Source organism: Algoriphagus aestuariicola, assembly GCF_017254835.1.
Taxonomy (GTDB): Bacteria; Bacteroidota; Bacteroidia; order Cytophagales; family Cyclobacteriaceae; genus Algoriphagus; species Algoriphagus aestuariicola.
On sequence record NZ_JAFKCW010000001.1, the window covers coordinates 984,791 to 1,005,055 of the forward strand.

Annotated in this window: 15 protein-coding genes and 1 pseudogene; 12 read left to right on the forward strand and 4 right to left on the reverse strand. The window is 48.1% G+C overall.

All coding sequences use genetic code 11. The features are described 5' to 3' along the window. The first annotated feature begins 95 nt into the window (after nucleotides 1-95). The 3 genes from J0A67_RS04210 to J0A67_RS04220 all read left to right on the forward strand — a co-directional run bounded on the left by J0A67_RS04210 (nucleotide 96) and on the right by J0A67_RS04220 (nucleotide 4,422). Complete coding sequence (locus J0A67_RS04210) at nucleotides 96-1,346, forward strand: MFS transporter (protein WP_206568015.1); 1,251 nt, start codon at nucleotides 96-98, stop codon at nucleotides 1,344-1,346. 6 nt (nucleotides 1,347-1,352) lie between these two features. Beyond that, on the forward strand, nucleotides 1,353-2,531 hold the full coding sequence (locus J0A67_RS04215; RefSeq protein WP_206568016.1) for an AraC family transcriptional regulator: 1,179 nt from the start codon (nucleotides 1,353-1,355) through the stop codon (nucleotides 2,529-2,531). A gap of 571 nt (nucleotides 2,532-3,102) precedes the next feature. Beyond that, entirely contained in the window at nucleotides 3,103-4,422 is a 1,320-nt protein-coding gene (locus J0A67_RS04220) for a serine hydrolase domain-containing protein (RefSeq protein WP_206568017.1), read from the forward strand. Nucleotides 4,423-4,441: 19 nt separating this feature from the next. Here J0A67_RS04220 and J0A67_RS04225 read toward each other — a convergent pair whose 3' ends face one another. Continuing rightward, nucleotides 4,442-6,760 (reverse strand): DNA topoisomerase 3, encoded by a 2,319-nt coding sequence (locus tag J0A67_RS04225; RefSeq protein ID WP_206568018.1) that lies wholly within the window; start codon nucleotides 6,758-6,760, stop codon nucleotides 4,442-4,444. A 596-nt stretch (nucleotides 6,761-7,356) separates the two neighbouring features. Between J0A67_RS04225 and J0A67_RS04230 the strand changes: the two genes are divergently transcribed. From J0A67_RS04230 to J0A67_RS23275, 6 genes and pseudogenes are all read left to right on the forward strand, one after another. Beyond that, a complete protein-coding gene (locus tag J0A67_RS04230) occupies nucleotides 7,357-7,509 on the forward strand; it encodes a hypothetical protein (protein WP_206568019.1) in 153 nt (50 codons plus the stop codon). Between the two features lie 297 nt (nucleotides 7,510-7,806). Next, nucleotides 7,807-9,396, forward strand: coding sequence for an ABC-F family ATP-binding cassette domain-containing protein (locus J0A67_RS04235; protein ID WP_206568020.1), 1,590 nt, complete (start codon nucleotides 7,807-7,809; stop codon nucleotides 9,394-9,396). A 13-nt stretch (nucleotides 9,397-9,409) separates the two neighbouring features. Further along, nucleotides 9,410-9,742 (forward strand): hypothetical protein, encoded by a 333-nt coding sequence (locus J0A67_RS04240; RefSeq protein WP_206568021.1) that lies wholly within the window; start codon nucleotides 9,410-9,412, stop codon nucleotides 9,740-9,742. 60 nt (nucleotides 9,743-9,802) lie between these two features. Next, nucleotides 9,803-10,558, forward strand: coding sequence for a hypothetical protein (locus J0A67_RS04245; RefSeq protein ID WP_206568022.1), 756 nt, complete (start codon nucleotides 9,803-9,805; stop codon nucleotides 10,556-10,558). A 261-nt stretch (nucleotides 10,559-10,819) separates the two neighbouring features. Next, nucleotides 10,820-12,148 carry an eCIS core domain-containing protein gene (locus J0A67_RS04250; protein ID WP_206568023.1) on the forward strand — a complete coding sequence of 443 codons (1,329 nt, stop codon included), beginning with the start codon at nucleotides 10,820-10,822 and terminating at the stop codon, nucleotides 12,146-12,148. Nucleotides 12,149-12,487: 339 nt separating this feature from the next. Beyond that, a pseudogene (locus tag J0A67_RS23275) lies at nucleotides 12,488-12,736 on the forward strand (endonuclease domain-containing protein). A 101-nt stretch (nucleotides 12,737-12,837) separates the two neighbouring features. Here J0A67_RS23275 and J0A67_RS04265 read toward each other — a convergent pair. Both J0A67_RS04265 and J0A67_RS04270 read right to left on the reverse strand, forming a co-directional pair. Next, nucleotides 12,838-13,122, reverse strand: a complete 285-nt coding sequence (locus J0A67_RS04265; RefSeq protein WP_206568026.1) for a hypothetical protein — start codon at nucleotides 13,120-13,122, stop codon at nucleotides 12,838-12,840. Between the two features lie 13 nt (nucleotides 13,123-13,135). Beyond that, nucleotides 13,136-13,780, reverse strand: coding sequence for a porin family protein (locus J0A67_RS04270; protein ID WP_206568027.1), 645 nt, complete (start codon nucleotides 13,778-13,780; stop codon nucleotides 13,136-13,138). Between the two features lie 590 nt (nucleotides 13,781-14,370). On the opposite strand from J0A67_RS04270, the gene J0A67_RS04275 reads away from it, so the two are divergent. Both J0A67_RS04275 and J0A67_RS04280 read left to right on the forward strand, forming a co-directional pair. Beyond that, nucleotides 14,371-14,817, forward strand: a complete 447-nt coding sequence (locus J0A67_RS04275) for a LexA family protein (RefSeq protein WP_206568028.1) — start codon at nucleotides 14,371-14,373, stop codon at nucleotides 14,815-14,817. Between the two features lie 10 nt (nucleotides 14,818-14,827). Continuing rightward, nucleotides 14,828-16,084, forward strand: coding sequence for a Y-family DNA polymerase (locus tag J0A67_RS04280; RefSeq protein ID WP_206568029.1), 1,257 nt, complete (start codon nucleotides 14,828-14,830; stop codon nucleotides 16,082-16,084). 6 nt (nucleotides 16,085-16,090) lie between these two features. Here the strand turns inward: J0A67_RS04280 and J0A67_RS04285 are convergent, their stop codons facing one another. Continuing rightward, entirely contained in the window at nucleotides 16,091-16,708 is a 618-nt protein-coding gene (locus J0A67_RS04285; protein WP_206568030.1) for an SOS response-associated peptidase, read from the reverse strand. Nucleotides 16,709-17,260: 552 nt separating this feature from the next. Here J0A67_RS04285 and J0A67_RS04290 point away from each other — a divergent pair. Further along, complete coding sequence (locus J0A67_RS04290) at nucleotides 17,261-20,254, forward strand: SusC/RagA family TonB-linked outer membrane protein (protein ID WP_206568031.1); 2,994 nt, start codon at nucleotides 17,261-17,263, stop codon at nucleotides 20,252-20,254. Nucleotides 20,255-20,265: the final 11 nt, after the last annotated feature.

Consider the following 20,265-nt stretch of genomic DNA (forward strand, 5'->3'; position numbering starts at 1 on the left):
TGGGTTTTTGCCAAAAAATATTTCCCCTTGCAGTATGAATAATTAATAGAAACGAGTCATTATTGGAGGTCTAAAAAATCGCCCGTCCCCCACCCATGAAGAAAAGAACTTCCTTACTTCTTCTGATTTTCCTGATCTTCTTTGTAATCTCCCTCATGTCCAATATCCTGGGGCCGATCATTCCGGACATCATCAACAGCTTTTCCCTGAGCCTCTCCCTGGCGGGATTTCTGCCCTTTTCCTTTTTTGTTGCCTATGGGGTGATGTCCCTTCCATCGGGGCTTCTGGTGGAAAAGTACCGGGAAAAACCCGTCCTTCTTCTGGCTTTCGGGCTGGCCGCGCTTGGGGCCTTGGTTTTCGCCTTCAACCCGCAGTTTAGCTTTGCACTTATTTCCCTGTTTGTGATCGGCTTGGGCATGGCCATGTTGCAGGTCGTGATCAATCCCTTGCTGCGTGTGGCAGGAGGTGAGGAAAACTTCGCCTTCAACTCGGTCTTGGGACAGCTGGCTTTCGGAGCGGCCTCCTTCCTTAGTCCCTGGCTCTACAGCTACTTGGTTCAGAATCTCCACACGGGAAATGATGCCTTCCATTTTCAGTTTTTGGAAAGGCTCGTGCCCGCCGACTTGTCCTGGGTTTCGGTGTATTATCTCTTTGCCCTGATCGCCCTTTTGATGTTTTTGTTGATCCTGGGGGTGAAGTTCCCCAAAGTCGAACTCAAAGAAGATGAAAAAGTCGACCTAGGACAATCTTTGAAGGCCTTGATGGGACAGCGCAAAGTCTGGCTGTTTTTTATCGGGATATTCTGCTACGTAGGATCCGAGCAGGGAATAGCCAACTGGGTGAGCAAGTTTCTTCAGGAGTATCATGGTGCCGATCCGGCGACTACCGGCGCGCAGGTCATTTCCTATTTCTGGGGATTGCTTACTATTGGCTGTCTGCTGGGATTGCTATTGCTCAAGCTGATGGACAGCAAGCACGTGTTGATGCTTTTTTCCCTCGCTGCAATCGCCGCGTTGGTCATAGGTCTCACTGCCGGGGGAAACCTCGCCTTGATTGCTTTTGCACTGACCGGATTTTGCCTTTCCGTGATGTGGTCCATCATCATTTCCCTTTCGCTCAACTCGGTGTCTTTTGCCCACGGAACCTTTGCGGGGCTTCTGTGCAGCGGGATCATCGGAGGAGCGGTCGTCCCTTTGGTGATCGGAGCAATCGCGGATTTCACTGGGCTGAGGGTGGCAATGTTTTTCCTGCTGATTCCACTGGGCTATATCTTTTCTATCGGGATTTGGGCGAAACCCCTGATCTCCAATGCCCGTGTGGGATCATTAAAAGAGCTTTTCTCCTAGCGCCACATGTACAAAGTCATCCTGCTACTCGATTTCGGGGAGGAATACAGCAAAGCCCTGCTAAAGGGCATTAGCAAGTATTCTTCTGAAAACGGCAACTGGAGCTTTTGCCGAATGCCGCTCTACTATCGGGAGACTATGGGCGTGAAGGGCATCGTCGAATGGGCCAAGGAATGGAAAGCCCACGGCATAATCGGGCAGCTGTACAACGAAATGGAGACCGAGTTTTACGAATCCCCGTTCCCAGTCATCGCACAGGACTTCAAGGAACGATTTAAAAAGCTTCCCAACATTACCGGACTTTACCGACAGACGGGAAGGATGGGGGCGGAGTATTTTTTGAAGAAAGGCTACCAAAACTTTGCCTTTTATGGCTTCAACAACATCGTGTGGTCCCGGGAGCGTGCGGAGGGTTTTGAGACGGCGGTGAACAAAGCCGGCTATCAGGTCCATTACTTTGAGCACAAAAAAGCCCGATCCACAGACATCTGGTACTACAAAAGCAAGTCACTCAGTAAGTGGCTAAAAAGTCTTCCCAAGCCGGTCGCACTGATGGCTTGTGACGACAACCAAGGTGTACACATCACCGAGACCTGCAAGCACAACGACATTCGGGTGCCACAGGAAGTGGCAGTGCTGGGCGTGGACAACGACGTGATGCTCTGTGAGCTCTCCGACCCGCCGCTGTCGAGCATAGAATTGGATATCGAAAAAGGCGGATATGACGCGGCCCGGGCCTTGGACCTGATGATTCAGGGAAGGGTGAAGTTCTACCGGGATATCCCCGTGCCACCGCTGAAGGTCATCACCCGCACCTCGACCAATATCTACGCCTCCTCGGACGACCATGTAGCCGACGCGCTGGACTTTATTCACCGCAATATTGAAACCAACCTGCAGGTGAGTGACATCGTCAAGGAGGTTCCCATGTCCAGGAGATCCCTTGAAAAGCGTTTCCTAGAGGTGACAGGCATGCCCGTGTACAAATACATTTCCAATCTGAGAATAGAGAAGATGGCCGAGAAGCTGATCAGTTCCGACCAGACCATTTTTGAGATAGCCCTGGACATGGGCCTACAGGACAGCAAAAACATCGCCCGCCAATTCCGACAAGTGATGGGCTACACACCGGTGGACTACAGGAGGGTTTTTGGGGAAAAGAAGGCGGTGGGGACGAAGCAGTGATCAGTAGTACAGTATGAAATTTAGTGGAAGGGATAAAATGCGAAAGTCGTCAATTGAGACCTCGACTCCGTTCGGTCTAGCAGAAAGCTATTTCAATGGCATAGACTTCGACTTGGCTTCGGCAAACTTCCAGACAGATAGCTTTGAGACAGGATTGACGAAACTCTCCCTTACCCCTACTACTTCCCATTAGCTTTTCTACTCCAAGACAGGATTTCAATGGTCTTGTGAGGCAAGCTTAGGGTAGTAATTAGCAGCAGACAGGAATATTTTTTTGATAGGGGTAGCTAATAGGAGCTCAAAAGACAGAGGATTAGCCCTGCTACATTTGATGGGGGGATCACACAGCCACGCTCTCCTTAAAAACGGATGTTATATCTCGTTAATAGCCTTGTTTATCATTGGGGAGAGGCGGGAATTAATCTATCTTCCTTGAAACATTGGCATGGATTCTTAATTTCTCATTGGCCATTGCTCCCGGACAAAGATGTCACGGGGATCAACAGGAGTATTTCTTCGGGATTGTCTTTTTGGATCTGGTTTATTTATTGAGTCTTTAAAATCGAATAGAATGAAAAATTTATTTTTTACCGCCATGCTGTTTGGTTTTTGGGTAAACCTGGCTCTTGCCCAATCTTTTGACAAAGCGAAACTGGACAGATACTTTGACGCGCTGGAAGAGAGCAATAGGTTTATGGGGAGTGTAGCGGTTTCAGAGAATGGACACGTGATTTATTCCCGTTCCCTCGGCTATGTGGATGTGGAGAGAGCAGTTAAGGCAAATGAAAACTCCAAATATAGAATTGGGTCCATATCCAAGACTTTTACGTCAGTTTTGGTCCTAAAGGCTGTAGAGGAGAATAGACTGGGTTTGGACCAGACGATTGAGAAATATTTCCCTACTGTTCCAAATGCAGAAAAAATCACCTTGAAGCAATTGCTGTCCCATAGAAGCGGCATTCATAATTTTACCGATGACCAGAGTTACATGACTTGGTTTACCCAGCCCAAGAGTGAAGCGGATATGGTAGCTATCATCGCAGCTGGAGGTAGTGATTTTGAGCCTGAAAGCAAGGCTTCCTACAGTAATTCCAATTATGTCCTCCTTACCTATATTCTTGAGAAAGAGTTCGGAAAATCCTACGGAGACCTAATTCAGGAAAACATTGTACAGCCCATCGGATTGAAGAATACCTATTTCGGTGGCACTATAGATTCTGCTGATAATGAATGTAAGTCCTACAGTTTCGATGGAGCCTGGGTGCTACAACCTGAAACGGACCTCTCCATTCCTTTGGGAGCGGGAGGGATTGTTTCCACCCCGATAGATTTGAATAAATTCAGCGATGCCTTGTTTGGAGGGAAGATACTTCAGCCGGAAAGCCTAAAACTGATGACCGCCATGAGAGACAATTTTGGATTTGGCTTGTTTCCGATTCCTTTCTATGAAAAGATTAGCTATGGTCATACTGGGGGCATTGATGGGTTTACTTCCGTGTTCTCACATTTTTCGGATGGTAGTGTCAGCTATGCCCTGACTTCAAACGGCAGCAATTACAATGGAAATAATATTACCATTGCGGTGCTGAGTGCTTTGTTTGACAAGCCCTACGAAATCCCAACTTTTAACATCTACGAGGTTTCTTCCGAGGAGCTGGATTCTTACTTGGGAGTCTATGCTTCTACGCAAATCCCCTTGAAAATCACGATTACAAGGGATAAGAACTCTCTACTTGCCCAGGCAACCGGACAATCAGCCTTCCCACTGGAAGCTACGGAAAAGAACGTGTTCAAATTTGATCCTGCGGGAATTGTCATGGAGTTTGATCCGGAAAAAAATGCCATGATACTCACGCAGGGTGGTCAGCAGGTTCAATTTAAAAAAGAATAATTCGCCCTGCTACATTTGTTTAAACACCCACACTCTTCTCCAATAGGGAGATAACCAGCTCTTTGCTTAGCGGCTTGCCTTGCGCCTTTTGCCGAAGGGTGTCAAAGGGATACCGGAAGCCACAGCCTTCCTTGTAAGCACTGCAGCCAAAGGCTGTCTTTCCCTTGATTATGGTGCCTTTCCGGCATAGGGGACAGGGGATGACAGGGGGAGTGTCTTTTGATTCCCGGGGAGTCGCTTCTTTCTTTTCTTCGAGTACGAGTTGAAACTGCCCATCGAAACGGAGCAACCCTTCCTTGTCGCCCGACTGGGTTTTAAATCCCTTCAAATTGACGGTAGACCCTTTTTGGAGCAATCGCAAATACTGGTTCCCCGAGATTTTCTTTCCTTCGAAAGAAAAGGGAAGTAAAAACTTGCATCCCTTTTTATAGCCGCTGCATCCATAGCTGGAATTGCCTTTTAGCAGCGATCCCTCCTTGCATTTCGGGCAGGTATATCCCACCACGGCTGCGGCTGTTTTTTCTTTTTCCACAGTCTTGGTCTTTTCGGCAACCTTGATTTCAGTGGGAGGGGCGATGGTCGTTTGCCTGTTCTCCCGGATTACCTCATAGACCAGATGCTCGACCATGAGCTTCATGTTTTTCACAAAGGAGCCCGCGTGGTAATTCCCCTTTTCTATCTCCCTCAGTTGCTTCTCCCATTGTCCGGTCAGCTCCGCAGAGGTAAGCAGGTTGTTGTTGATGATATCGATCAGTTGAATCCCGGTTTCCGTCGGCAGTATCAGCTTTTTGTTCCGTTCGATATACTGCCGTTTGAAAAGCGTTTCGATGATGCTTGCGCGGGTAGAGGGACGACCGATGCCGTTCTCCTTCATCAACTCCCGCATCTCTTCATCATCTACCTGTTTGCCGGCAGTCTCCATCGCCCGCAAAAGGGTCGCTTCCGTGTAGTGTTTTGGAGGACTGGTTTCTTTCTGGAGAAAGGAAGGCTCATGCGGCCCTTTCTCACCTGTGGTAAAGACAGGAAGCTCCTCTTTCTCCTTCTTTTCTTTTTCCAAGGATTCAAACACGACCCGCCAGCCCTTATCCAGGATTACCTTTCCGGTGGTCTTGAACGGAACGGTATCCACCTTTCCATGGACGATGGTATTGGCCACAGAGCAATCCTCATAAAATACCGCGATGAAGCGTCGGGCGATGATGTCAAACACTTTCTGGTGATTCCCATGCAAGCTCGCCTGTACGCCCGTGGGAATGATGGCATGGTGGTCGGTTATTTTTTTGTCGTCGAATACCTTGGCAGACTTTTTTAATTTCTTCCCCAAGATAGGCTGGGTCAAGACCTGATATTGGCTGAGCTTCTCCAGTATTCCAGATGCTTTGGGGTAGATGTCGCTTGGCAAGAACGTGGTATCCACCCTCGGGTAGGTGATGACTTTCTGTTCGTAGAGTTGCTGGGCAATCTTGAGCGTTTCATCGGCGGAAAGCCCGAGCTTGGTGTTGCAATACACCTGTAAGCCCGTCAGATCAAAAAGCTTCGGCGGGGATTCCCTTCCCTTTTTCTTTTCTACGGAGACGACTTCAAAATCATGCGCCTTTACCTGGTTGGCAAAAGCCTCCCCGTCTTCCTTTCTCTGAAATTTCCCTTCTTCGCAATTGAAGGTGGTCTCCCGATAGACGGTCTGCAATTCCCAATAGGGTTGGGGCTGGAAATTTTGGATTTCCCTGAACCGGTTCACGATCATCGCCAGCGTAGGCGTTTGGACTCGTCCTATGGACAGTACCTGTTTGTATCCACCGTATTTGACGGTATAGAGCCGCGTGGCATTGATGCCCAGCAACCAGTCGCCTATAGCTCTGGAATATCCCGCATAATACAGGTTGTCGTATTTGGAGGAGGGCTGGAGTTTTTCGAAGCCCTCTTTGATGGCCTCGGTGGTCAATGAGGAAATCCACAATCTTTTGACTTCTCCCTTGTACTCGGCCTGCTCGATGACCCATCGCTGGATCAGTTCCCCCTCCTGGCCGGCATCCCCGCAGTTGATCACCAATTTGGCCGTTTCAAATAGCTTTTTGACAATATTGAATTGTTTCTGTATCCCGGCATTTTCCACCACTTTGGTCTTGAATTTTTCGGGAAGCATGGGCAGGTGGCTCAGACTCCAGCTTTTCCAAAAGGGGTCATAGTCATTGGGCTCAAGCAAGGTGCAAAAGTGGCCGAACGTATACGTGACTATGTAGCCATTCCCTTCGTAGTACCCGTCGTGCTTGGAATTCGCTCCAAGGACAGCGGCGATCTCACGGGCCACGCTAGGTTTTTCGGCAATGCAAACTTTCATCTGAGGCGAAACTACCAAAATTTACATCAGCCTACCAGACCGCCGGAGCCATCAGCCAATATGAAATGAATGATGCGCTGTGACCCAAAGGGATAGATTCTGTTCATTCTATCCTGGCGACCTAATTTGACTACTGGGGAATGTGCCGCAGGGAATTTAGGAGCCTAATCCCAAAAGTCCCATCGGGACGGCACTTATTCCGTTGATGGCTTTGGTTCAGGTTGAGCCCATTTCGGATTGGGCCAGATTCTCCCTCACCAGCACCAGGCTATCATTAAATAGCAGCCACGAACTCCACCTGGTGATTAAGCTCGACGGGGGAGTGCATGATGGGGTAGAGCAGCAAGTGCATGACCTTTACCGGGACTAAGTGATCCAAGAATCTGAGACAAAAAAACACCCGAGAGAGTCCGGGTGTTTTTTTAAGTCCAGCCATACGATTTTTCCATTCCTGAATTCTTTGTCAAGATAGTCCATTGGGCTCCGGGCGACTTGAAGCTTCCGGCATAAAGCCTCTTGCTTTGCGGCGCTTTTTATTCGTTTTCCTTCGAGTCTTGATCGCCCAATTCATTGTTCCACAAAACCAAAAAAAGATCATGGAGACTCAAGGAAAAGTCATTGCTTATGAAGTAGCTGAAATCGCGCTGGGCTATTCGGTAAAAGTGAAGGGCATTCAACAACCCAGGGTATTTGTTAGTATTGTTGGCCTTCTACTCATTGGCTGCCACTTGAAGTTAAGCCGCTTGTAAAAGAGATAAATACACCGAATGAAGTGGTGGCTATGCTAGAACGCTCCTGTTTTTCCAGCCATTCCATGAGACTGAATTGGCGGCGTAGGATATAGTTTCGATCCTATCTGAAGATAGCATTTCCTATTTCCGGGGAAATCAAAGGCAGTTCACCAAAAAATATAAATTTATATATTTGCAATCTCCAAAGGTGTAAAGTCAAGAAGCACTATGTGAAAATTAATTTCTTTCAGACCATTTAAAGACAGCTAACCGCCAGGCAGTTAGTTGATTGTTTTCTCTTTAAAGAAAGAAATTATGTTGACCTTCCAACACCTTTCCTATACACTTCCCAATCAGGATTATCTGTTTACTGATCTTAATTTAACGGTAAACACCCATGAAAAAATCGCCTTGATAGGTAATAACGGATCCGGAAAATCCACTTTGCTGAAAATTATTGCAAAAGAGATCCAAACCTATGAAGGGCAGTTAATGCTTGAATCAGAGCCTTATTATATCCCACAGATTTTTGGACAGTTCAATCACCAGACAATTTCCCGGGCATTGCACATAGAGAATAAGCTGGAAGCGTTGCATCGCATTTTGGCGGGAGATACCTCTGAACAGTGCTTTACCGTTCTAAATGATGATTGGACAATTGAAGAGCGTTGCAAGGAAGCCTTGGAATTCTGGAGACTTGGAGATGTGGACTTTTCTACCCCACTTCAGTCACTTAGCGGAGGGCAAAAAACCAAAGTCTTTCTCGCGGGAATTTCCATTCACCAGCCTAAATTGATTCTTTTGGATGAACCCAGCAACCATCTCGATCTGTCCGGTAGAGCATTGCTTTATGACTTTATCAAGTCCACCAAAAGCACATTGATCGTGGTGAGCCATGACAGGAAATTACTCAATCTGTTAGATTGCATAGCTGAGTTGAGCAGAAGCGGTGTAAAACTCTATGGTGGCAATTATGAGTTTTATGTAGAGCAAAAGCTAATCGAAAAGAAGGCGTTAAGCCTAGATATCCAACACAAAGAAAAGGCCCTTCGGAAAGCCAAGGAAAAAGAGCGGGAGACAGCAGAGCGTCAACAAAAACTGGATAGTCGAGGAAAGGGAAAACAGGAAAAGTCCGGCGTTTCCCGGATTATGATGAATACTTTACGCAACAAAGCGGAATATAGCACCTCAAAATTAAAGAGTGTCCATACCGAAAAGATCGACGGGATTTCCCGGGAATTAAAATCTTTACGTGCCGCCGTTCCGGGAGTTGATAAAATGACTTTTGGGTTTGACAATTCTGACCTGCATCAGGGGAAAATCCTCTTTTCAGCTGACCACATCAATTTCAGTTATCACTTGGAACGTCTTTGGAAAAACAGTCTGAAATTCCAGCTTAAAAGCGGGGATCGCCTGGCTCTAAAAGGCAAAAACGGCACAGGTAAAACAACCCTGATTAACCTGATTTTGGGAGTTGTTGAGCCCACCTCCGGCTCAGCATACAGGGCAGATAACAAGACAGTTTATATTGATCAGGATTATTCTCTGATCGACAATACACTGAATGTTTTAGAACAGGTCCAACAGTTCAATGCCTCAGGACTTCAGGAACACGAGCTAAAAACCAGGCTTAACAGATTCTTGTTTACAAAAGAAGAATGGGCCAAACCCTGTGGTTCACTCAGCGGAGGGGAAAGGATGCGCTTGCTCTTGTGTTGCCTGACGGTATCTAGTTCTTCACCGGATATCATAATTCTTGATGAACCCACCAATAACCTGGACATCCAGAATTTAGATATTCTGACCGCGGCCATTAACGAATACCAGGGGACGTTGGTAGTAGTCTCACATGACGAGACTTTTTTGGAACAAATTAAAATTGAGCAGGTACTTGAATTAATCTAAGCAATCTAAAATAATGAGACATAAGACTACAAATTCAGGATTATTGCCAAATCCTCCTTCGGGTGGGATTTTTGTGGATTTCCAACCCTTTTCAAAAGAATTTCAGGTGCCCGACTACCGTTTTCGACAAGTTGTTGATTCATTGCAGCAGGGGAGCGAATATTTTGAAGATCTGAATAAACTGCCCAATGAACTGCGCGGTAAACTGGTTGATAGATTTGGTGGATCACCATTGCCATTGAAGCCAGCTTTCATCCATTCAGCTGAATTGGTTGACAAAGTCGTTTTTGAAACCAAGTCAAATGCAAAAATAGAAACGGTGTTAATAGCATCCCCCAATCCTTAGAACAGGTTTTGTCCCGTAACCCACTTTCAGGAACCGACGCATGAGGGAAAACCTTAGCCAATGAAATCACAAAACTACCTTGAGCAAAAAGGAGACGCGAGGGTGGTAAACCCCGGGTTTTCTTTTCCCGGAAGCCTGATAGGTGGCATATCCGCTATCATTGGCCCTTTGCTGCTCCTTGTCGGAGTGCTTTTGCGACTGGGATTTGATTTTTTCTTCCCCCAGCAGCTTGCTGCTTTTGAAGAACACCCCACGCTCCTGTCGAACTCCTATAATGTATTTGTCGCAGGAAACATTCTGTTGTGGCCCGCCATTGTCACGCTTGCCACGGAAATCGGAAAGAGGGGGAGCTCACTAGCGCTCTGGGGCGGCTGCTTTACGCTGTTTGGGCTCTTTGCCCGTGTTTTTCACGGGGGAATTGATCACCTGGCTTTTCAGTCGGTCCAGTTTATGGGAGTGGAGCGGTCCACGGAATTGGTGGCTGAATCCTACGGAGCGTTCAGCATCGTTTCCACGCTGAATGGGGCCATATTTGCGGGCTGGATTCTTCTGGCAATCGGGGCCTATCGGACACAAACCCTGAATATGACGTCGTCTGTTGCGCTGGCGCTGATGTCCATGCTGATGCTCGGGGTGTTGAAGGGGAGCTCCTGGACTTCGGTGGTGGCTGTTCTGGGATTGGTGGTGGCGATGGTGCCCTTTGGCGTCAGGTGCATCAGAGAAAGCCCGGCCATGGGGGTAAGGGGTATTTTAAAATGGCTTCTGATCATGCTGGCTACCCTTTGCGTATTGTATTTTTTGGGTCAGCAGGGCTAGACCGGGCAAAGTCACACGGGATCACCGACACCGTTGGATGCACATCTCCACCGAAAGGCCTCTTTCAGCCATGAAGACTGCCGAGCTACGCGCAGTTTAGGGTCGGTGAAAAATCAACTGCTCCGAGGGTATGGAGGGACTGCCCAACAAAACAAACAGTTAGTTGCAATTCAGCCGCCTATCTGCTACTTTTAGTAGGGGCATCTGGAAAGGTCTGAACATCAGGCCCGGGAAGGATAAACCCACTAACCGATTTTTTTTATGCCTTTACATGCAGCGGGGCAACCTGCCTCAAAAACATCCACCAAACCGGAATCGATAGGCAAACAGGACCTGGCGAATTCTCCTTTCCAGTTTGAGGACAATCGTCCCGAGACGGCCATGCAACTAAAATTTGGCTACATCGCCAACGGTGACCCTGTCCAGAAAAAGGAAAACAAAACCGGCCTTCCTGATGCGCTCAAGTCCGGAGTGGAGAGCCTCTCGGGCTACTCCCTGGATGATGTGAAGGTTCACTACAATTCCGGCCGGCCCGCCCAGCTTCAGGCCCATGCCTTTGCCCAGGGTATCGACATCCATATTGCCCCGGGGCAGGAAAAACACCTTCCCCACGAAGCCTGGCATGTGGTGCAGCAGAAGCAGGGACGGGTAAAGCCGACCATGCAGATGAAGGCTGGAGTGAATGTCAACGACGATTCGGGACTAGAGAGAGAGGCGGACGTGATGGGAGTGAGGGCCTTGAAGACCGAAAAACCGGGTAGCTCATCAAATCAAAACAAAAGCAAACCCCAAGCCTTTGAAAAGGGCATCATGCCTGTTTCACAAGGCCAGTTCATTCTTCAAAGGAAGGTGATTGCCCGTATCCGCACAAGGAAGGAACACCAGGATTTGCCCCGGGTTATCTCGGAATTGCGGATTGAAGGCAGGGCCCCAACCACCGTAGCTGGAGCTCAAGGTGACCACACGGTCGCGGAAACTCTCATAAACGAATCCGTAAAAAGGGAAGTTATGGATCAGCAGCCAAAAGTGGCCTTAAACAACTTGATGGTTTTGGCGAGTTTGACTTTGCCTGAAGAAGGGGTGCAAGAACTTAATGGCGATTTCTTTTCCCGCTACTGGAATATGATGGATGGTATGGAAGGAGAAGATCAAAACACGGTCATAGAGGAGATGATCCAGAGATACATCGAGCTTGCCAATAAAAGGGAAGGGACCGCTTTTTTGAGGGACGAAGAACTGACCCGGGGCAACAAAGGAGAACGAAAAGCGATTGGGGGAGTGCGTGAGCTTGCTGATAAATTAGAACAGGGAGGTCGGGTAGATACCTCCGACCTCGCCCAAGTAGCCAGCAATTTGGCTATTTTGATAGATATGCGGTATTATCCTGAGGAACATGATCGTTATAAAATGGTGGTAGAGCGTGCCGTGCAACATGCTGTATTGTCGGTTTTGCCGCAGCTGGGACCGGATCACGTACATTTTTTGCTCGCCAGGTTGATGAGCGTTGAGTTGGGGCCTAGGGACGGGATAAATTCCGAAAATCAGAATAGAATACTAAAGGAGATCATGGATGATCTTCGGAATTTGTAGCCTAATGGACTTTTAGCGATCCAATGGGTGGTAAGATGACGAAATCGCAGAGTTTTGGTCTTTGATTTAGGGGGTCAGAAGGGAAAAAGTGAAGTCTGGACGATTTTCAAATATTCCCAATCAATTATCATCGTGCCACTGAGATAGCACAGATCAAATCCCATGTCACTTTAGCAGTAGATTCATTGTCAACTTATTTGACTACAGATTTTTTGTCACTTATTAGACCCTGACCTACTCCGACAACCTTTTTTACGGTGCTTCACTACTAACTCGTCAAAGAGGAAGGGGCTCACACCAGCTGAGCGGATGCTTTGGGAAGCTCTCAAAAACAGGCAGATGGAAGGATACAAGTTCCGCCGCCAACACCCGAACTTTCGCGATATATCCGACTTCTACTGCAACGGACTCCACCTGGCGATTGAGCTCGACGGGGGAGTCCATGATGGGATAGAGCCGCAAGAGCATGACCTTTAGCGGGACCAATTGATCCAAGAATTCAGCATCTGGATTCTGAGATTCAAAAACGAGGAAGTTGTGAACGAGCTAGAGAAGGTATTGGAGAGAATAAGGGCGGTTCTGCCTTGATTTACCCCACCCTAACCCTCTCCATGTGGAGATGGGGGACAAGCCGTTAAGAAATCTTCCTGTTGAGGGCCGAGCGTAAAAAATCTTACCTGAGGAAAGATTTAGCAAGGAGCCAGTCTGCGGGGAGGGGAGGCTTGGGCCAGTCTGTAGGGTGGGCTGTGGTGGGTGAGGTATAGGAGGGGTGAGGTAGAATAGGCAGCGCCACCACCAAGGCAGTCTCCCGGTGCTCTCGAAAAGCATCGGCTGGAAGTAGCTATCGCTGGCAGCATGCGGGGTAGAATCATAGACCAATCGCTCCCGCCGATAGCACGGGACGGCGAAAACAAGAGGGAGGAATTGTTTCCTACTGCTTTACAGCCTTCCAACCAGCGGATATAGGAATTCAATGGTTTGGGACCTTTAAAAGTAGGCTTTGTAGGTGGTTTTCAATACCCTGTTGTAAACTGAATTCGGAATTTGGCCTACCATGACAAAGCCGTGTTCATAAACCAACTGTATTTGAAATCGATTGGAATTGGAATACCCCAGACCAATGACACCTGCAAAATCACTATCCTTCCATAATCCTTTGGCATCGGATCCCTTTATGACAACTTTATTGTCCCCTTCTCCAAGAACTCGCGTAGAGGTTAACAACAGGGAAGGTTGAGGTCCTCCTATAACGCTAAACTTTTCCGTCATTTGGAAATTGAAAAGCAGAGGGATATCCATGTATCCATTTCTATAGATCGTGTTGATCAGATTTAAATACTCTGTTTTGGCACCTTTGCTATTAAAGTCAAGGCCTGGCTCAAAGCGTAATTTGGATGTAAGGGGAATAGATGAAAAGGCCCCCAAGGAAAAACCGTTCCTGAAATTTGTTTCACCTCCTCCTATTTCATCCCCGCCAAAAGTAGCAATTGAAAATCCAATTCGAAGTCCATATCTGATTTCTTGGGCAGTTACTGAGGTAGCGATACCAAATGCAATTGCCAAAATAATGATCCGTAGCATGTCCTTTGAGAGAGGGAGAAAAGATAGGTTGAAACTGAAAAAGATTGCCATTATTATGCGGGAGTAGCTGTGGTTATTTGTAAACGATCGGTGAATTGAATGAAGATCTATCCTTTGATTCATCTTTCAATTTACATAGTATTAGCGTTTGACTTAGTTCAATATAGGGATTCCTTTCCGAAAACTAAAAGCCTACTGGATTTCTCAAGTAGGCTTCTCAATTCAACACCAAAAACTCATTAGGACTGGGGAGAAACCCAGATCGGACCCGAATTTCTGAGTCTAATACCGCTTGCAGCAGAGGTGCGAAGCAATCGAGCGTGGAGGATTAGACCGCCGCGGCGGGCTAACCTAGAGAGGGGCCAGGTTGCAGGGTTAGTTTTCTCCTAACTAATTCTTTTCTTAGCCCTTACCAACTCACAGCCAACCTTCTGCAATCCATTACTCCATCCGATGATCTCTGCATTGCGGCCTTAACCGATTTTTGAAATTTGCTTTGTTTTCACCGATCACAGCATAGCTTTCCAGAATGTTTATTTTATTGACAATTTAAAGTTAATAAAAACGACATTTCTTGTCTTTGGCCATCCACCTTCCGGCTTTTTTGCCATAGCTTTGTGGGGTACCCAACGCAGCATGCCATGGATCTTCGCCTGAAACCTTGCCCCGCGATTGCCCTTTTTCCAGCAGATACTGCCAGTACGTTGGAAATCCCGTTTTTCCGGGAGGGCATCAGCGCGGGCTTTCCCTCCCCGGCCATGGATTTTGAGGATCTGAAGATTGACCTCAACAAACACCTGGTCCGGAACCCCTCGGCAACCTTCTTCGGGAAGGTGAAGGGGCAGTCCCTGAAGAATGCCGGGATTGACGACGGAGACCTGATGGTGATCGACCGCAGCGCAGTCCCGCGCAACAACAAGATCGCGGTGGTGTTTTTGGACGGGGAGTTTACCGCCAAGCGTATCCAGAAGAAGGGGACTGAGGTCTGGCTGATGCCGGAAAACGAAGCCTATCCCCCCATCAAAGTCCACCCCGATAACCAGTTTCTGGTCTGGGGCATCGTCACCTTCGTGATCAAAGCCTTTTAGCCCATCCGCCATGTACGCCCTGGTCGACTGCAACAACTTCTATACATCCTGCGAGCGGGTGTTCAGGCCTGATCTGAACGGCAAGCCCGTGGTCGTGCTGAGCAACAACGACGGCTGTGTCATCGCCCGCTCCAACGAGGCCAAGGCCCTGGGCATTCCCATGGGGGCACCGGCCTTTCAGTACCAGAAACTTTTCGACCAGCATTCGGTAAGTGTGTTTTCGGCCAATTTTACCCTCTACGGGGACATGAGCCGCCGGGTGATGGATATCCTCGAGTCCTATGCCACCGGGTTGGAGATCTATTCCATCGATGAGGCATTCCTGAAAATGGACGGGTTGAAAGTAGGCGATCTGCTTCGCTACGGGAACGAAATGCGGGGGAAGGTCTTCCAGTGGACAGGCATCCCCATTTCGGTGGGCTTCGCGCCGACCAAGGCCCTGGCCAAGGTCGCCAACCGGATTGCGAAGAAATACCCCGAGCATACCGGCAACGTCTATGCGATGGACAGCGAAGAGAAAAGGGTCAAGGCCCTGAAGTGGCTGGACGTCGCGGACGTCTGGGGAATAGGAAGGCAGCATGGCAAAAGGCTGGAGAAACTTGGCGTCAAAACAGCCTATGACTTCACCCGCATGAAGGACGACTGGGTGAGGAAAAATCTTTCCATTGTTGGGCTGAGGCTGAAGCGCGACCTGCAGGGCATCTCCGTGCTGGGACTGGAAGCTGTTGTGGCAAAGAAAGCCATCGCCGTGACCCGGTCCTTTGACACCAACTACACCGAGCTGGAGCAGATCAGGGAGCGGGTGTCGACCTTTGCCTTTACCTGTGCGGAAAAGCTGCGGAGTCAGGGAAGCAACTGCAACGCGCTGACCGTGTTTGTCTACACCAATGGCCACCGCCCGGATCTTCCCCAGTATGGAAAAAAGATCACCGTGGACCTTCCCTTTCCCACCAACTCGGGCATGGAGCTTTCCAAGTTTGCAATCGGGGCGCTGGAACGGATTTTCCGGCCGGGATTCCATTACAAAAAAGCGGGGGTGATCGTCGAGAAGTTCACGGCCGAAAAGGAGCCCCAACTGAACCTGTTCCACAACCGGGATCCGAGGCAGATCCCGCTCATGAAGACAGTGGATCGGCTGAACCTGCTCTATGGGAAAAAAGTCCGGCTGGCCTCGCAGGACCCGGGCAAAGTCTGGAAGATGAGGCAGGAAAAACTTTCCCCCAGGTATTCGACAGACCTGGACGAGGTGATCCGGATTATGCTGTAGGCTCGGCTACTCGGCCTTTTCCGCCTCCAGTTCCGGGGGCGTGGCCACATCCAGTTCCCCGGCAAGCCAAAGGTCGCGCTCGGTTCTCGATACGAGCATGGGCATGCGGAGTTTGGTGTTGTGGATTTCCCGCATGATCCCTTCCGCCTCCCGGGTGACGATGGAGAAGGTGGGGATGATTTCCCCGGTATCGGGGTCGGTCCAATTGCTGTAGATGCCGGCAAAAGTAAACCAGGGCTCGCCTTTTTCCCGGATGCGGTACTTCTGTTTGGTCTTTCCCTTGGGATCCAGCCATTGCCATTCCACAAAGCTCTCGGCAGGGATCAGGCAGCGGTTGCCGGTGTAGGAGCGGAAGCTCGGCTTCTCCTCCAAAGTTTCCAAACGGGCATTCAGCGTGTTTTTCTGGAAGGATTTGTCCTTGGACCAATGGGGAAGCAGCCCCCATTCCATCTTGGCGATGGGTTTTTCGAAGTCGTTGGTCAACACATCCAACCTGGGATGGGCAAAGCCTATATTGTAATGCTCCCCTTCAAAGGCATCCAGTTGCTTGACCCAGGGGCCGTACAGCTCATCGGTCGAAAGATCGGCCAGCCATTTGTCATCAGAGAAGAAGTAGAAGCACATGTTCGATTCGAATTGGTTCGCCGAAAACCGACAACCCGTTTGAAGTAGCCTTCGAAAGATTTTATATGGCTACAGGCTGGCAGTAACGAAAAATAGGATTTTTGAAGGGAAAAGACAATGTCAAAAAGACGTTGATGGGTTTTGTCTAGCAATCCAGCAAGCTAGGCTCAGTGTGCTTGGGTTTTCAACAGTAAGCCACTTGATTGGTGTACTGTTCAACAGGTTAGCGATTGTGCAAGAATTTTTTCATTACCTGCAAATACTGTGAAATTTCCATTTAGCAGCTTGGTCTACCTTTATTGATATGGTTTCCACGATACAGATCAGTTAGGATAAATCATTTTAAAAAGCTCTTTCTATCAGTTTAAAATAACCCAAAATAATATGGAAAAGAATATTTACTTGCTAACACTAAGGAAGATAATATTATCCTTAACTCTTGCGCTGGTATTAATTTCAAGCAGTTCAAGTTATCTTATTGCATTCGAAAATCCCGCTCTCCCAAAGCCAATAGGGCATGATATTGATATGATTTATCAGCCTAATATTAGAATGGAATATGACTTAAATAAAGTCGGCGATGGGCTCTTTGAAATTGCCGTTTCAGGGGTGGTTTTGGATGATCTTGGGGCGGCTTTGCCTGGTGTTTCGATCCTTGTCAAAGGAACGACCACAGGTGTGGTCAGCGATTTGGAGGGAAAGTATTCCCTTGTTGTTCCGAATGAAAACGCCACGCTGATATTCTCTTTTATCGGTTTTCAGACGCAGGAGGTACAGGTTGGAAATCGAACGGAAATTGATGTTAGGCTGAGTGCCGACACGTCCAATTTGGATGAAGTGGTGGTAATCGGATATGGAACTACCAAGAAATCCGATTTAACGGGCTCCGTGATTTCGGCTCCCTTGAAGAATTTTGAGGAATCACCCAATACCAATATCCTCCAAGCCTTAAGCGGTTCGACACCTGGTGTAAATATAGGGCAGGTAGCAAAGGCTGGAGAAGACCCTTCCATCGAAATCCGTGGGCAGACTTCGCTGAATGGTAACCAACAACCGCTGATTGTACTCGACGGGATTTTTTACCGGGGCAGGATTTCCGATCTCAATCCAAAGGATATCCAGTCAATAGATGTGCTGAAAGATGCAAGCAGTAAAGCCATTTATGGCGCACAGGCAGCAAATGGAGTCATCATCATCACGACCAAGACCGGAAGACAGGCACAAAAACCAGTCATCAGTTACTCGGGCTTTGTGGCTACACAGACACCGTCGACGCAACTCAAGCCACTTGGAAGAGAGGATTATTTGAAAAGTGCCAGAGATGTTGACTGGCAAAGAGGGTACCTCGCGCCTGACTACCTCACCGAAGATCCCGATTGGACGCTTCAGAACAATACCGGTTTTTTTCCTCCACTAATCGAAGGATTGAATAACGGCACCGATTACAATTGGTATGAGGAAGTAACTGATCCGGGATATATCGTCGACCATCAGATCAGTATCCGGGGCAACTCGGATAAGACTTCTTATTTCATCTCGGGAGGCTATACAGACCAGACTGGCTGGATGCTCAACGATAAGTTCAACCGGGTTACTGGCCGAATTAACCTGGATACGGATATCACAGAATGGCTAAAAATCGGGGTTAACACTTTCGGTTCGTTTACCGACTATTCCGGAGACAGCCCTGACTTTAATGTACTGCCTACCATGAGTCCATTGGTGACTCCCTATAATGAAAATGGGGAGTTTATTATCAATCCTTTGGGGGATTTCAGGCTAAATCCTTTTTTGATCGCCCAAGCAGACAACCGGGATTTGAGAAACAATATATCCGGGATCCTGTATGCTGATGTGAAAATCCCTCCTATTGAAGGACTTTCCTATCGACTTAACTTCAGCAACAACTATAGATGGTCAAACTTCAGTACCTCGAATCCCTACGACGGAGGTTTGGCTGGAAGAGCCCAAAAGAACAATAGCTGGACCAACGATGTGTTGTTCGACAATATCCTCACCTACACCAAAGAAATCAACGGCGACCACAGGATAACCCTGACGGGATTGTATGGTATGAACAAAGTCAAGTATGATGAAACCAGAGCCGTTGGTGTCGACTACTCCAATTTGATTTTGTCCTACAACAGCCTTCAGCAGGCCCTGATCCAGCGAATCGGGTCAAGCGCCTGGGAAGAAAGCTTCCTCTATCAGATGGGAAGATTAAGCTATGACTTTAAACGGAAATACCTTTTGACGGCTACCATAAGGAGAGATGGCTTCAGCGGTTTTGCGGAGAACAATAAGTTTGGAACCTTTCCCTCGATAGGCTTAGGATGGGTTCTGTCTGAAGAATCATTTCTACGTGATGTGGAAAAGATTGATTTTCTGAAGTTCAGAGCTTCTTATGGAATTACGGGAAATCTGACCAATCGCTATAGTTCATTGGCGACCGTGACCTCCGGACCGGCTTCTCAGTATGTTTTTGAAGATGGTGGATCAACTGTCAATGGACAGCGTATTACCTCTCTTTCCAATCCGGACCTATCCTGGGAAAGGACCTCCGGTACAAATTTTGGATTGGATTTAGACCTGTTCAACAGCCGCGTTTCTGCCAATGTCGACTACTACTTCTCAACAACCAACGATCTCCTTTGGAACTTCGTCCTGCCCAATATCACCGGGTTTTCCAGCATTTCCTCAAATGTGGGAGAGATAGAAAATAGGGGATTGGAGATCGTATTGAACACCCAAGCCATACAGTATTCTGATTTCTCCTGGGATATAGGGGTGAATTTTTCGCGAAATGTGAATGAAGTTGTCAGTCTGATTGGGTTGGACCGAGATGGTGATGGAAGAGAGGATGACCTGATCGCCAATAACTTATTTATCGGGCAGTCCATAGGAACCATCTACAACTATGAAGTGGAAGGTATTTGGCAGATCGGTGATGAAGTGCCAGCAGGTTTTCAGCCGGGCTTATACAAGCTAAGGGATCTGGACGGAGACGGGTCCATCACACCTCAGGGGGATCGTAGAATCTTGGGGAGAACGGAGCCTGCGTACCGATTCGGGATTCAGAATACCCTGCGTTATAACGAGTTTACCCTACGTTTTTTCATCAACTCCGTCCAGGGCGGGGAAGATGGATACCTCGGTCTCAACAATCCCTGGGCGGGTGTCAACTATGGATCAATAGGCACCGCTCAAAGCAGCAATTGGTTTTCAGAAGTGGATTACTGGAGTCCATCCAATCCCGACGCCACGTTCAGAAGGCCGGGGCCTGATGCGGGGATCGCCGGCCAAAGGTATTTTTCGAGAAGCTTTGTAAGACTTCAGGACATATCGCTGTCTTACTCGCTAAAAAGCGAAACCCTCCAACGAATTGGAATGCAAAATTTCAAATTCTATGTCAGTGGAAAAAACCTTCTGACTTTGACGGACTGGGTAGGATGGGATCCGGAAACAGGTCAGGGATTGGGCGCCGAGTCCGGCCAAAGTTTGCCAGTAATGAAAGGATTTTCCGTGGGTCTTGATATTTCTTTCTAATTCTTAAAACG

Coding starts and splice junctions, on each gene's coding strand:
- J0A67_RS04210 (WP_206568015.1), top strand. CDS start 96: ATGAAGAAAAGAACTTCCTTACTTCTTCTGATTTTCCTGATCTTCTTT.
- J0A67_RS04215 (WP_206568016.1), top strand. CDS start 1,353: ATGTACAAAGTCATCCTGCTACTCGATTTCGGGGAGGAATACAGCAAA.
- J0A67_RS04220 (WP_206568017.1), top strand. CDS start 3,103: ATGAAAAATTTATTTTTTACCGCCATGCTGTTTGGTTTTTGGGTAAAC.
- J0A67_RS04225 (WP_206568018.1), bottom strand. CDS start 6,760: ATGAAAGTTTGCATTGCCGAAAAACCTAGCGTGGCCCGTGAGATCGCC.
- J0A67_RS04230 (WP_206568019.1), top strand. CDS start 7,357: ATGGAGACTCAAGGAAAAGTCATTGCTTATGAAGTAGCTGAAATCGCG.
- J0A67_RS04235 (WP_206568020.1), top strand. CDS start 7,807: ATGTTGACCTTCCAACACCTTTCCTATACACTTCCCAATCAGGATTAT.
- J0A67_RS04240 (WP_206568021.1), top strand. CDS start 9,410: ATGAGACATAAGACTACAAATTCAGGATTATTGCCAAATCCTCCTTCG.
- J0A67_RS04245 (WP_206568022.1), top strand. CDS start 9,803: ATGAAATCACAAAACTACCTTGAGCAAAAAGGAGACGCGAGGGTGGTA.
- J0A67_RS04250 (WP_206568023.1), top strand. CDS start 10,820: ATGCCTTTACATGCAGCGGGGCAACCTGCCTCAAAAACATCCACCAAA.
- J0A67_RS04270 (WP_206568027.1), bottom strand. CDS start 13,780: ATGGCAATCTTTTTCAGTTTCAACCTATCTTTTCTCCCTCTCTCAAAG.
- J0A67_RS04275 (WP_206568028.1), top strand. CDS start 14,371: ATGGATCTTCGCCTGAAACCTTGCCCCGCGATTGCCCTTTTTCCAGCA.
- J0A67_RS04280 (WP_206568029.1), top strand. CDS start 14,828: ATGTACGCCCTGGTCGACTGCAACAACTTCTATACATCCTGCGAGCGG.
- J0A67_RS04285 (WP_206568030.1), bottom strand. CDS start 16,708: ATGTGCTTCTACTTCTTCTCTGATGACAAATGGCTGGCCGATCTTTCG.
- J0A67_RS04290 (WP_206568031.1), top strand. CDS start 17,261: ATGGAATATGACTTAAATAAAGTCGGCGATGGGCTCTTTGAAATTGCC.